This window comes from Enterobacter sp. 04-C-12-SI-ECC (genome assembly GCF_047530715.1).
GTDB classification, from domain to species: Bacteria; Pseudomonadota; Gammaproteobacteria; order Enterobacterales; family Enterobacteriaceae; genus Enterobacter; species Enterobacter bugandensis.
The window spans coordinates 66,692-79,624 of record NZ_JBLKDI010000003.1 but is presented as its reverse complement, the minus strand read 5'-3'; the positions used below and the strand labels follow the sequence as shown (position 1 = coordinate 79,624).

Annotated in this window: 12 protein-coding genes; 1 reads left to right on the top strand and 11 read right to left on the bottom strand. The window is 53.6% G+C overall.

Going from position 1 to position 12,933, the window contains the following annotated elements; translation table 11 throughout:
* Positions 1–9: 9 nt before the first annotated feature.
* The 3 genes from ACMWL8_RS06300 to bhsA form a co-directional block, all read right to left on the bottom strand.
* Positions 10–2,148, bottom strand: a complete 2,139-nt coding sequence (locus tag ACMWL8_RS06300) for an effector protein Tle3 domain-containing protein (RefSeq protein ID WP_045261633.1) — start codon at positions 2,146–2,148, stop codon at positions 10–12.
* Positions 2,145–4,658 carry a type VI secretion system Vgr family protein gene (locus tag ACMWL8_RS06295; RefSeq protein ID WP_045261634.1) on the bottom strand — a complete coding sequence of 838 codons (2,514 nt, stop codon included), beginning with the start codon at positions 4,656–4,658 and terminating at the stop codon, positions 2,145–2,147. The genes ACMWL8_RS06300 and ACMWL8_RS06295 overlap by 4 nt, the downstream gene beginning before the upstream one ends.
* 827 nt (positions 4,659–5,485) lie before the next feature.
* Entirely contained in the window at positions 5,486–5,743 is a 258-nt protein-coding gene (gene bhsA, locus ACMWL8_RS06290) for a multiple stress resistance protein BhsA (protein WP_023332711.1), read from the bottom strand.
* Positions 5,744–5,987: 244 nt separating this feature from the next.
* Between bhsA and comR the strand changes: the two genes are divergently transcribed.
* The gene (gene comR, locus ACMWL8_RS06285; RefSeq protein ID WP_045261635.1) at positions 5,988–6,623 is read left to right on the top strand and encodes a TetR family copper-responsive transcriptional repressor ComR; all 636 of its coding nucleotides are present in this window, start codon (positions 5,988–5,990) and stop codon (positions 6,621–6,623) included.
* A 59-nt stretch (positions 6,624–6,682) separates the two neighbouring features.
* On the opposite strand, the gene ACMWL8_RS06280 is transcribed toward comR, so the two are convergent.
* The 8 genes from ACMWL8_RS06280 to hinT form a co-directional block, all read right to left on the bottom strand.
* A complete protein-coding gene (locus ACMWL8_RS06280; RefSeq protein WP_028012731.1) occupies positions 6,683–7,222 on the bottom strand; it encodes a glycine zipper 2TM domain-containing protein in 540 nt (179 codons plus the stop codon).
* 193 nt (positions 7,223–7,415) lie between these two features.
* Complete coding sequence (locus ACMWL8_RS06275; protein ID WP_028012730.1) at positions 7,416–8,720, bottom strand: NAD(P)/FAD-dependent oxidoreductase; 1,305 nt, start codon at positions 8,718–8,720, stop codon at positions 7,416–7,418.
* Between the two features lie 237 nt (positions 8,721–8,957).
* Positions 8,958–9,500 carry an alpha/beta hydrolase YcfP gene (ycfP, locus tag ACMWL8_RS06270; protein ID WP_008500781.1) on the bottom strand — a complete coding sequence of 181 codons (543 nt, stop codon included), beginning with the start codon at positions 9,498–9,500 and terminating at the stop codon, positions 8,958–8,960.
* A 34-nt stretch (positions 9,501–9,534) separates the two neighbouring features.
* A complete protein-coding gene (nagZ, locus tag ACMWL8_RS06265) occupies positions 9,535–10,560 on the bottom strand; it encodes a beta-N-acetylhexosaminidase (RefSeq protein ID WP_045261820.1) in 1,026 nt (341 codons plus the stop codon).
* A gap of 11 nt (positions 10,561–10,571) precedes the next feature.
* Positions 10,572–11,396: a thiamine kinase gene (gene thiK, locus ACMWL8_RS06260; protein WP_028012728.1), complete on the bottom strand. Its 825-nt coding sequence runs from the start codon at positions 11,394–11,396 to the stop codon at positions 10,572–10,574.
* Positions 11,377–12,021, bottom strand: coding sequence for a penicillin-binding protein activator LpoB (lpoB, locus tag ACMWL8_RS06255; RefSeq protein ID WP_088205017.1), 645 nt, complete (start codon positions 12,019–12,021; stop codon positions 11,377–11,379). The genes thiK and lpoB overlap by 20 nt, the downstream gene beginning before the upstream one ends.
* 13 nt (positions 12,022–12,034) lie before the next feature.
* Positions 12,035–12,409, bottom strand: coding sequence for a YcfL family protein (locus tag ACMWL8_RS06250; protein WP_045261636.1), 375 nt, complete (start codon positions 12,407–12,409; stop codon positions 12,035–12,037).
* 1 nt (position 12,410) lies between these two features.
* Positions 12,411–12,770 carry a purine nucleoside phosphoramidase gene (hinT, locus tag ACMWL8_RS06245; protein WP_006809243.1) on the bottom strand — a complete coding sequence of 120 codons (360 nt, stop codon included), beginning with the start codon at positions 12,768–12,770 and terminating at the stop codon, positions 12,411–12,413.
* Positions 12,771–12,933 lie beyond the last annotated feature (163 nt).

Here is a 12,933-nt window from a genome sequence, read left to right as displayed (position 1 = left end):
GTCTCCCTGTCACGATTCCCACCACGATTTTTGTTTCGCTATTCCCAGGTCGCTGTCAGATTTTGGCTTAGGCATATCCCATTGTAGATTTGCCACTTCCTGATTCCCTGTTGCCAGATCACGGGATGGCTTAACCGACGTGGCATTGTTAAACTGGTTTTCCACGCCGAACTCACCTTTAGGCAGAACATCTTCAGGTTTATTCATAAACCATTTTGTTGTTTCATCATTCAACTTTCCGGTTCTGTAATAATCTACAGCTGACTTGAACCCATTCTGCGGGTCTCGCCAGTCTGCGCGGTGTAACAAGCCTTCCCAGAACTTACCCGCCTGATAGTCAAAGGACTTGCACTGACCGATAGCCAGGTCGAACGCCATCGCGTGCGACGGTGCAAATTCACTGGCGACGATAGAAGAGTGCTGGCTGTAGCCTACCGGATCGGTGTTCTGCCACTCCTTTTCAAGTTCGTCACGGGATTTAAGCCAGGTCAGCGTCAGCTGAGAAAAATCTCTCGTTCCCGTCACTTCACCGCGAATAACTTCATGCCCCCGGTCAAAACTTTCCACCTGCAGCTCATTCGGCGTTAATACATGACCCGGTTGCCAGCTGATACGCTGATAGTTATCAAGCGTATAGCTAGCCGATGCCGTGCGCGAAATGGCACTGGCTTTAGCTGAATAGGAAATGTAGGCATCCGGGCTGTTCGGATCGATATACGCGGTGTACGGTTTATCACTGGTCTTCGGATCGTTATCCGGATGGTTATCCTGCCCCATGAGTTTGAAAATAAACGGCTCCGGCAGTTCTTCGCCGTTAATCACCACATCGCTGTACGAATATCCCGCATTCATCACCGGCGTGGTACTGAAATCCCCCTTTCGCTCCGGTGCCATCTTAAACGGCTCCGTCTCCAGTCGCCCTACCCAGCGGTGCTGGCAGAACACACGCTGACGCAGGTTAGGAATGCCAGCAGCTAACTTATCGGGAATACCCCGCCAGCCAAATCCCTGGATGTTTTGCAGGGAGACGGTACCGTCCTGCGGACACCAGTAGTTATAAACCTTACCGTTATTGTCACGACGATACTTAGCATCCTTCCTCAATGGGTTATCGGAAGGCTTGCGTGATGCGCAGCTGGCTTCCATCGCCAGCATATCCGCGTCTGACAGATCACCGCCTTTGTACTGAGTGCCCATCAATGCACAAAAATGTTTAAACGTTTCCTGACGGGCAAACGCCGTCTGGTGATGGCCGGGCTGGGCGTCTTCACTAAGACGTCCTTCCAGCGAATACGGTGAGTGGTTCAGAATGGTGCAATTAACCGGATCAAAACTCTCCTGTTTGACCAGCATAGTTGCCAGCATGGTGATAATCGTGCCCTGGCTGTGCGCCACTACATTAATAACATCCTTCCCGGTCACTGGATTTCGGCGGATAGTCAGGATCAAATCCGCCAGACGCTGCGCGGCAAAGAATTGATAGATACGGTGCGGGTTCGGAAAGATGGGGTGCGTGTAATCGCCGCCGTTCATGTGTAATGTGGCAAACCCTGCGGCGGCCAGCGCCGCGCCACCAGCTCCCGGTCCTAACATATCGGGGATGTTGGTTGTCGCATTGGCAAACGTCCCTCCACCTTTGGCAAAATTCGTATCGAGGGCGTTTTTGAAATTATCGTTCTGGTACTTATACGCGCCTTTGCCGTCGTTACCCAGTGCCGCTTTTTTCTTCTCGTCATTCTCCTGATAAGCATCAAACGACAGGTGCGCATTGTTTCCCTGCCTGTAAACCTCTTCCCTGTAGCGTTGCTGGTCTGCAACGTAATCCTCGTGCGTTATCGGCTTGTATCCCCAGTAAAACGGGATAACCGGTGAACGGCCGGGGTGCGCAATTCTATATTCCCCCCATTTATGCGCGTAAAAATCCTGACGATTAAGACGCTTACTCAGGCCCGCAAGAATGCCTTTCTCCTGATTCTGATACGCTTCGCCCACGTCATTCACCCCGTGGACCAGAATTACAATCCCCGGCATCGGGCGCGGCACGCCAACGCGACGGGTCTGGGCCACCTCCCCCAAATCTTTGTGTACCGGAATATCCCCTTCTGATATGACCCGTGGGGCATACGGGCTTTGTCTGGCTTCCGTCATTCCATTAACTCCATTTTGTAGGTGTCCAGGTCATCAGCATCGAGTAATGCTGAATGGCCGTTGCTGTCCGTTATGCCTTCCACCACTTTTCCGGCCGAGCTGGTCAGCCTGAATTTTTTGTTCGCGAGAATTTGCTCCGGGTCATCTCCGGCGTGCAGCTGGTAGCGGAGCTTAAATGCGCCCTGATTGAACGACGGGACCGTGACATGCGCGCTTTCCGGGCCGTCATACTTAAGATTTGGCCCTTTCAGTTCGATTCCCGTCGGCGAGAAGATGGTGACCAGTCCGTTCGGACTGACGCGTATTCCGCCACCGCCACAGACCAGCTGTATGCCTTGCTTGGCGCTGCCGTTCAGTTGCCCGGTGGTGCTCGCCATCGTGAAATCATTCTGCGAGAGCATATGCATGGCACCGCGCTGGGCCTGCGTCGTGATATCCCCGGCACCGGCAATCATCTGAATGCCGAGCTTGCGGGCAAACAGCGAGAGTTTTTCCCCCACGGCCAGAGAGAATTTTTTCACCACGTTTACGCTGGTATCCTGGCCCGCAGTCACAATCACATCTTTCCCGGCAGACAGTTGCAGACTGTCCGGCGTGACGTGTGCCTGCCCTTTGTCGGCATAGGTAAGCAGACCCGGCCCTGCCAGATTACTCAGCACCTGGTTCAGCTGGTTTTGCTGATCGGTTTCCACATTACTGGCCCCGGCCGTCAGTGCGCTTTGTTGCAGCGTCATTGCCAGCGACAACGCTTTCTCCAGCTGCGCAATGGCGGCCGTCATATCCAGTTGCTTACCCACAGCACGCGGTTGCGCCTCCGTGGTGATCATCACCCCTTTGGCCGCACGGAGCGCCATGTGATTGTCAGTACGCGCTTCCACACCTTCACCGCGCTGCTTTCCCTCTGCGTCAACGAGGTGTCCAGCGCTGACCTGGCTCTTGCCGTACTCCGTGGAAATCTTGATGTGTTCCTGACCGCGGCGGTCCTCCAGGCGGATTTTGTTTGAAGCAGCAGTGCGGATCACGTTGCGGGTGTCGTTGCGGTTTGTAACCAGATCAGGGTGCGCGCCGTCATGCATGACATGCGCAATAAAGGGCCGGTCCGGATCGCCGCCTTCAAAGGCTACAGCCACTTCTGTGCCGTCCAGCAGCGGGAAATGAAAACCAAACACATCCCCGCCGTACGGTCTGCCCAGACGCATCAGCGCACTTTCAAAACCGTCACGTTTCTCGTCGAGGTCAAAATCAAACTTCACGCGATATCGGCCCCGGGCATCGACTCCGGCATAAGTGTGATCCCGATTGATGGCCGCCACGCGACCGGGTACCGTACCGGCAATCACCGGTCGCGGCAGATATTCCGGACGATAGCTGTAGCCGTTCAGATAAGGGATCCCTTTCAGGATGGCGCGGTAGTGCTGTGCGCGACTGCCGGATAGCGTCATTGTGGTGACAAGAAAACCGTGCTTAAACCCGTCAGGAATATCCCCTGTCGGGTGGAACATCACACCCGGCAGCAGTGCCGGGTCACTGGTTGTTCCACCCAGCACACTCTGTTTGTTCAGCAGGCGCTCATAGCGCAGGCGCGCGTAGAACGTGGCTGTTTCCGCCTCTTCACCGTAAAAATCGCCGTTCTCCAGATAATGATCGGCATAGTGATACTGTTTGCCGCTAGTTATCCCGTCGGGAATATCATTATCGAAAATGGTTTTATCCGCCTGTGGCGAAAATGGATTGCGGTAGTTATACGTACGCACCAGCACGCTTTCGGGAATGAGTTCGTATTGTTCTTCGAGCTCGGTAATGTATTCTTCATGACAGGTCATGCCGGAATGGCGGACGTACGGCAGCGGCTTATCGCTGAAGACATAGCGGCGGCCACCGTCACCAAAGATAACCACCGTTTCGCCCTGCACCTTGTCGTGGTTTTCAAAGCGGAACCAGATCCCTACCTCGGCCAGCAGACGGCGGATAAACTGGAGATCGGTTTCCTTCCACTGAATGACCATTTCCCTTCGGGGATAGCTGCGACTCAGCTGGTCAAAATCAATGTTGTAGCCTTCAAACAGACTGCTTTCCTTCATCAGCTGAGTGACGAGCTCGGGTACGGTTACATCCATGTACACGGCCGAGCGGTAATTTCGGTCCAGCAGCGCCAGTTCATGCTCCAGCACACACTCGTACAGGGCTTCATCGGCAGATGACTTCAGACGGGAAAACGACGTGATCACCCCGTTAATCTGGCGCACCGGCAGCCAGGGCTCCTGATCGTACCAGCCTGCTTTCGGATTCGGGGCACGCAGAATAAATTCCGCGCTCTGATTGAGGACTTCGTTGACTGCAATGTTTGATGTTGGGCTGGTAAAGCGGATGGTGTAGCGGTAGGGCTTACTGAGTTCTTCTTCCCCGGTAAAAGAGTGAACATCCGGTAAAACAGATTTGCCTCGTGTAAAATACAGTAAATAACGGTTTAACGTATCCTGTTGCTGAACAATGCCTGATGGTCCTTCCATCGCCAAATATCCCTGTTAAAAATGACTTTTTATTAAAAATACAATACGCCCACAGTCCATTTAATAAAACGCCATTCCGTAACACATCACAGAATGTTACAAAATACATATCATTCAGTTTAAAGATAAATAAGACAAAAACATTCACACCACAAATAAAAAAAGACCAACAATAACGCCTTGGCCATATATAATAATTCAGCCGGTAACAACAATATGGACGACGCATTTTTCTTGTGAACGCATCATCAGATATTCAGGAACCGCTGCCAAAGGATAATTCAGACCTTTTTCCTGATATAAATCACTCTTCCCTGGCGAACAGCAATAAATATTAAACCGCTTCGCCGCAGGATAAGAATATAGGCAGTTTCCGTAAGCGGGATTTTATCTGCCATCAGTCTGTGAGGATAAAGTCCGTCCCGGTATCCCGGGTTCGCAGGAGGCGGCAACGAGGTGCTGTTTAAACTCAGGAGAATACTCAGGGCAGCCTTTTCGCCTACCGGGAGTCACATTTTTCCGTATATCTGACACGTTGATACCCACCACTTATTTGGTGGACACCACGTTGTTGGATGCATCAGATTATGACCAGACGGCCCTCGCAGGACGCATCCAGAGAGCGGAAAAAAGTATCCAGTCGGACGGGAAAGCATCCGCAACGAAGTCCATATCGAGTTCAGACGTAAAAAATCCGGGCCAGAGGGGCTGAACCCGGATTGTTTCTTACTGGCAGGATCGTTCAAGTGTTCTTAAACGATCGGCATTACTGCACATGTGCAGGGCGTTTTTTATTGCAGTGGCATAAATGAGGGTTTATGCGCGGATTATTTGTAGATAACAGCGGTGCCGTGCAGGGTGTTAGGACCGGTCACAGAGGTGATGCGGTAAGATTTTGCACCCATTGCTTCCGCTTTTTGTGCCAGCTGATCTTCCAGAGAGCCCAGGTTAGTCCCGGCAGAGGCAGAGATCGTCCCGACTTTATGCTGATCGGCTGGAGTGGACTGTACCTGTACAGCAGCAAAGCTTGCGAAAGAGAGTGAACTCAGAACAGCAGCAGCGATGAGGGTTTTTACGTTTTTCATGATGTTTACCTTTAGCAGATGAATTTTTAGGTCGTTAGCTATTTAGTTAACGATCGATAGGTAAATCATAAATGTGATCCAGCTCACGCGTCAACACATTTTTATAACGAGCATTAATTAAATTTTAAAATTGTTATTTTTCATACATATATGATTAATTTATTTTTAAGCATTCTGCACTGGTGGTGGGTTGCGTTTATTTTTATAATGGTCATTCAACAAACCAACAGAGGACCAACGGCAAATGACAACCGACGTCACGAGTTGTGTGAAGAAAAGCCGTGGCCGACCAAAAGTGTTTGACAGGGATGCAGCGCTTGATAAGGCCATGACTCTCTTCTGGCAACATGGGTATGAAGCGACCTCGCTTTCCGATCTGGTAGAAGCCACCGGAGCTAAAGCGCCGACGCTGTATGCTGAATTTACCAATAAAGAGGGGCTGTTCAGGGCGGTGCTGGACAGGTACATTTCGCGCTTTGCGGCGAAACACGAAGCCCAGCTATTTTGTGAAGAGAAAAGCGTTGAACAGGCGCTACGGGATTACTTCACCGCCGTTGCCACCTGCTTCACCAGTAAAGATACGCCTGCGGGCTGCTTTATGATTAACACCTCTGCCACCCTGGCGGCATCCTCAAAAGAGATTGCCAATACGGTGAAATCCCGTCATGCGATGCAGGAGGAGACGCTCAGCGCATTTCTGGCTCAGCGCCAGCAGCGCGGTGAAATTCCCGCGCACTGCCAGCCTCAGATGCTGGCGCAATACCTGAGCTGTATTTTACAGGGAATGTCGATCAGCGCCCGTGAAGGAGCGACGCTGGAAAAACTGCAGAACATTTCCGACACCACGCTTCGCCTGTGGCCTGAACTGCTCAAAATCTGATGCAAAAAAAAGCTCCTCAGCCTGAGCGCTTGAGGAGCTAAGTTCAGAGAACATCTTTTTTACGCTTTGTTATTCAGTACCAGCTGGCCGTTTCCATCCAGTGGAATTTGGGTGCCCGGGTCTTTATCCATGCGGATTTTGCCCTGCTGATCGCCAATTTTGTAGGTCACGTCATAGCCCAGCATTTTTTCCGACTTGTCATAGACGGTTTTACAGCGCTGCTGGGTCGTGGTGTAAGTATCGTTATCCTGCATTGCGCCCTGCACCTGGTTACCGGCATAGCCGCCACCCAGCGCGCCGACCACGGTCGCGACATCTTTACCCCGACCACCGCCAAACTGGTGACCAATCACCCCACCCGCTACCGCACCCAGAACAGAGCCGGCAATACGGTTTTCATCCTGTACCGGACGACGGTGGGTTACGGAGACGTTACGGCACTCCTGACGTGGGGTTTTTACGGTTTCTTTAATAGGCGTTGCAGAAACCACCTGCGCATACTGCGGGCCGCGATCTAAAACGTTGAGACTGGCAACAGCAGCCACACCTAACGCAGCTGCGACACCGATCCCTATACCCGCCAACATTGATTTATTCACGGGACTTCCTCCTTTGTTGCTATTGGTAACAATTCTGCTATGGAGGCGCGGCTTCGCCAATAAGACAAAGGATCAAAAAGTGGACATCGGGGAGAGATATATCGCGTTTAGGAGAACTCTTAAGCACCTAATCCACGACGAGCAGCATGATATGCTAAAAAATCCCTCCGGAGGGCCCGGAGGGAGTGAAAGATTAGTGCAGCTTCAGACGTGGACGAATGACGCGGTTGATTCTGCCCACCAGCATCATCAGGCCCGTTTTAAAGTAACCGTGCAGCGCGATCTGGTGCATACGGTACAGGGAGATATACACGAAGCGTGCAATGCGCCCTTCCACCATCATCGAGCCACGCATCAGGTTACCCATCAGGCTACCGACGGTAGAGAAGTTTGACAGCGATACCAGAGAACCGTGGTCTTTATAGACATACGCCTTCATTGGCTTGCCTTTGTACTGCGCCAGGATGTTGTGCAGCACCAGGCTTGCCATCTGGTGCGCGGCCTGAGCGCGCGGCGGCACGAAGCCCCCTTCAGGACGCGCGCAGGAGGCACAGTCACCAATAGCGAAGATTTCAGGGTCGCGCGTGGTTTGCAGCGTCGGCTCGGTGACCAGCTGGTTAATGCGGTTCGTCTCCAGACCACCGATATCTTTCATAAAGTCAGGCGCTTTGATACCTGCCGCCCAGACCATCAGATCCGCTTTGATGTACTCGCCGTCTTTGGTGTGCAGTCCACCTTCGTCAGCGCTGGTCACCATGGTCTGCGTCAGGACGCGCACGCCCAGTTTCGTCAGTTCATTGTGCGCTGCGCCGGAAATGCGCGGAGGCAGCGCAGGCAGAATACGCTCACCCGCTTCAACCAGCGTCACGTTCAGCGCTTCGTTAGTTAACCCTTTGTAACCGTAGCTGTGCAGCTGTTTAACCGCATTGTGCAGCTCTGCGGACAGCTCAACGCCTGTCGCGCCGCCGCCTACAATGGCAATGTTAACCTTGCCATTTGCACCCAGATTGCTGGTGTACTTCAGGAACAGGTTCAGCATTTCCTGATGGAAACGACGCGCCTGGTGCGGGTTATCGAGGAAGATACAGTGCTCTTTAACGCCCGGCGTGTTGAAGTCGTTGGAGGTACTTCCGAGCGCCATCACCAGCGTGTCATACGCCAGCTTGCGCTCGGGGACCAGCAGCTCGCCTTTTTCATCACGCAGCTCGGCCAGGGTAATGGTTTTGCTCTCACGGTTGATGTCAACCACCGAGCCCAGCTGGAACTGGAAATGATGGTTGCGCGCGTGCGCCAGATAGCTCAGCGCGTCCACGCCCTCATCCAGTGAGCCGGTCGCCACTTCGTGCAGCAGCGGTTTCCACAGATGACTGTGGTTACGATCCACCAGCGTGATTTTGGCTTTTTTACCGCGCCCCAGCTTCTTGCCCAACTGTGTGGCCAGCTCCAGCCCGCCAGCACCACCGCCTACAATCACTATCTTTTTCAATGGCGTAGTCAACGTGACCCCCTCAAATTATTAACCAATTGTTAATTAAAAGTTATGAAAATAACCCTTAATTAACAACAGGTTACAGCACTGAAACCATTCAGGTGCATTGAGAATAACACGTCAGGCGCATTGGTCATACCAAAATTGATATGCATCAAGTTTTGATGGCTTAAAAGTAGACAATTCTGGACAAAAAGAAACCCGGTGCGCGTTCGCGACCGGGTTTCTGAAGTGGCAGGCTGTGGTTTAGCCCAGCGTTTTAAAGGCTTTGATGCGCTGGAGGTGCGGGGAGATGTTCTTGAACTTGTGGGTCTGCTCTTCGTCCCAGACGATCTCGTAATAGTGATGCAGCAGCTCTGCGGCCCGATGGCTGTTCAGTGCTTCATCATTACGCGAGAGGATCACCAGACAGCGATCGCGGTTTTTCTCACGGAAGTTGCTCACGCACTTGGTCGCAATATCGACATACTCTTCCGGGCGGTCAATTTTGCCTTCCATGTTCTCATTCGGGAAAAGGTTAGGATTGAAGACCACCTGGCGGATGTCGCACAGGAAGCCAATCCGCTCCGCCCAATAGCCGCCCAGCCCCACGCCGCAAATCAACGGGCGATCGTCGACGTTAAGCTGCAGCATCTTGTCCACCTCTTTGAGCAGATGCTGCATATCATGCTTTGGATGGCGCGTGCTGTAGCTAATCAGCCGTACATCGGGATCGATAAACTGCAGCTGTAGCACCTTCTCATGATTACCAGGACTGTTTGAGTCAAAACCGTGTAAATAGATGATCATTGTCTTCTCACCACGCTACGCCTTCCGGGAGGGTTTACAGGCTGGCTTTATGTGCCTGCCAGCGCTCATTCAGGTCTTCAAGCCGGGCGTTGACCGACTTCCAGCGCGCCGAATCCATCAGCTCCTGACGGCTAAATGAACCTTTATGATACAAATGCGTAACACGCTCTGCATTGATCGGTGACAGGTTATCCAACACGCTAACGGCACCTTTACGATTATTGCAGACCAGGATCATATCGCAACCTGCATCCAGCGAGGCCTGACCGCGCTCAGCATAGCTGCCCATGATTGCCGCCCCTTCCATCGACAGATCGTCGGAGAAAATGACGCCGTTGAAACCCAGCTCCTGGCGCAGAACGGTTTTCAGCCAGTGCGGGGAGCCGCTGGCAGGACGCGGATCCACATCGCTGTAAATCACGTGCGCGGGCATAATGGCGTCCAGCTTGTTATCGGTGATAAGCGAGCGGAACACCGACATATCTTTGGCGCGAATTTCCGCTTCCGGACGCGGGTCGCGCGGGGTCTCTTTGTGGGAATCCGCCGTCACCGCCCCGTGGCCCGGGAAGTGTTTCCCGGTGGTTTTCATTCCCGCCTCGTGCATCCCGTCGATAAACCGGGTCGCCATTGCCAGCGCAATACGCGGATCTTCATGGTAGGAGCGCTCGCCAATCGCGGCGCTGATATGGCCCACGTCCAGCACCGGAGCAAAACTGATGTCGATATCCATGGCAATCATTTCGCTGGCCATCAGCCAGCCGGCTTCCTGCGCCAGTTTCCCACCCTCTTCCGTGCCGAGCAGCGCGGCAAAAGACTGGGCTGCCGGCAGGCGGGTAAAACCGTCGCGAAAACGCTGCACGCGGCCGCCTTCCTGATCGACGGCCACCACCAGATGATTGCGCGACGCGGCGCGGATCTGGCGCACCAGTTCACGCAGTTGCGCCGGATCGTGATAGTTGCGGGTAAACAGGATCAGGCCGCCCACCAGCGGATGCGCCAGAATTTCACGCTCCTCCGCATCCAGCTCAAACCCTTCTACATCCAACATGACTGGACCCACACTCACCTCTCTTATCCTTTCGTTTGTAACTGGCGCCAGGCATCGTCTGCCAGCGCAATAAATTGTTTATCTCTGGACTGCTGCAAACGCATCTCAAACCAGCCCGCCATCAGCATGATGACCCAGGGCCGCCAGCGTCTCACCTGGCGTGCCAGCGCATCGGCGTTAAAGTGCGCAACGCTGGCATACTCTCTGATGAGTTTCTGCCGCGCGGCTTCACTTTCCGTCCAGACCGCGGCCAGCTCCAGCGCCACATCGCCGTCTCCGGCATATTCCCAGTCGATAAGCCTGGCGCCCTGTGGCGTATGTACGATGTTCCCGGCGTGTACATCCATATGTAACGGCGAGAGCCGAATCGGTTGCGGCTCGCCCGCTTTACGCAGCCGTTTGAGATGCGCAAGCCACACTGGGGTACGTCTTGCTGGAGAGGCTTGTTGCCAGTAGTTTTCCAGCAGTGGAAGTAAGGCGATTCGCCACCCCAGACGCTGTTGCTGGTGCAGATGATACAGCATCGCCGCAAGCGCTGGGGTGTCCGGCAGCGCGCTTTTTACCTCCCCCTCCAGATAGTCGACGGCCATCCAGCCCTTGCTGAAAAATCGGGGTTCAGGCACGAGATCCGACGGAAGCCGTTTGAGGGCGCGAAACTGACGGCGAAACTGGAAAGCCGGGGCGAAGGGATCGTGGTTCTGCCGCAAGACCAGACGGTGCGTGCCCCGCGCTATAATGCAACTCGCGCCGCTAAGCCCGGAGTGGGCCTGCGGCGCGATAAGGCGGTACTGTGGAAAATAACGCGTCAGAATCTCTTCACGCGTGGTGTCATTGTTGCGTAACCGCACCTTTACCTGACCAGATAATTTCGCCTGTCTGAACCAGCATCAGCTGCATCTGCAGGGCTGGGGTATTCACGTTACCGGTCGCATTAGAGTACAGCACATACTGGGCGCCAACGTTGCGGGCAATGCCAATCGCCTTGCTGCGGGTGCCGAGGCTATCCTGCGGCGACAGGCCCAGCTGCTGTTTGGCTAACGCGAGCTGCTGAGCAGAGACCAGCGTAAACTTACCGTTGTTTGCCAGTGCATTGCGCAGCGTTTCTGTCGCTTCGCCCGCGTTCAGCGAACCGTTGGTACGGTTGTTCACGCTATCGACCAGCAGCACGCTGCCTGCCGTCACGCCCTGAGCCTGCAGCATTTTACCGACCATCGGCTGCATCGCACCGTTCCAGTCGTAATGGCGCACGCGCGGCGCAGGTTGTGACGTCTGGTCCTGATGTTCAATCGGGCCAGGCTGTGACGGAATAGACGGTACAGACGGCACGGTTGGCTGGGTCTGCGTTGGCGGTGTCGGCTGCTCGGTACCCGGCTTTGCCTCTTCCACAGGTGCTGGCTGTTCTGTACGGGTCACACACCCTGCGAGGAACAGCGCGAATGCGGTCACGAGCGCATAACGGCTCATATTTTTAATCAAGGTTCACCCCTTAGAGATAAAGATAAAGTCTCACCTTATGCGCACCCAGATAGCTGGCGCTGTCATAGAGCGTTACCGACGACCTTGCCGGAAGAGTGACGCTGCGCGGCGCCTCCAGCGGGTGCATCTCAAGACCTCTTACGTCATACCAGAAAAAACGGTAGTGGACCGTCACCGGTTCATTTCTTTCGTTATAGAGCGTAGAGGAGGCAGAAGATTTAATTTCACTGATGGTCAGTGCGGGCTGTTGCGCCGTGATGCCCGCAGCCAGCACGGAGGATTCCATTACCAGCGTCTGTTCATCGCTGACGGGGATCGCCGGACGCGTGCTGCACCCCACAACCATCATCATCATTACCAGCGCTGCAATACGCCCTTTAAACATGTTACAGACCTTTGTGAGCCAGCATCGGTCCCAGCGGACGTCCACCCAGCAGATGCATGTGAATATGATAAACTTCCTGGCCGCCATGACGATTACAGTTCATGATCAGACGATAACCGTCTTCCGCTATGCCTTCCTGCTCGGCAATTTTCGCCGCCACCGTCAGCATACGACCTAACGCCACTTCGTGCTCGGTTTTTACGTCGTTTACGGTCGGAATCAGAATATTAGGAATGATAAGGATGTGTGTCGGTGCCTGAGGGGAAATGTCCCGGAAAGCCGTTACCAGTTCATCCTGATAGACGATATCCGACGGGATTTCGCGGCGAATAATTTTACTGAAAATCGTTTCTTCAGCCATGACCTTTTCCTTTTTTGTTAGGTGCGTCCGCTGTTAACACACTCTCTGGAGGACTGTGTGACACAATTCAAGAGTATGAGCGAGTTTCTCCTGTCCTTTCAACCTTCTCCCCCGAATTCTTTGCTGAATATTCATCAGCTGACTGAAGAGTGACCGCTCGCGT

Bases quoted from the DNA above. Each gene is read 5' to 3' on its own strand.
- ACMWL8_RS06300 (WP_045261633.1), bottom strand. From the start codon at position 2,148: ATGACGGAAGCCAGACAAAGCCCGTATGCCCCACGGGTCATATCAGAA.
- hinT (WP_006809243.1), bottom strand. From the start codon at position 12,770: ATGGCTGAAGAAACGATTTTCAGTAAAATTATTCGCCGCGAAATCCCG.
- ACMWL8_RS06250 (WP_045261636.1), bottom strand. From the start codon at position 12,409: ATGTTTAAAGGGCGTATTGCAGCGCTGGTAATGATGATGATGGTTGTG.
- comR (WP_045261635.1), top strand. From the start codon at position 5,988: ATGACAACCGACGTCACGAGTTGTGTGAAGAAAAGCCGTGGCCGACCA.
- bhsA (WP_023332711.1), bottom strand. From the start codon at position 5,743: ATGAAAAACGTAAAAACCCTCATCGCTGCTGCTGTTCTGAGTTCACTC.
- ACMWL8_RS06295 (WP_045261634.1), bottom strand. From the start codon at position 4,658: ATGGAAGGACCATCAGGCATTGTTCAGCAACAGGATACGTTAAACCGT.
- ycfP (WP_008500781.1), bottom strand. From the start codon at position 9,500: ATGATCATCTATTTACACGGTTTTGACTCAAACAGTCCTGGTAATCAT.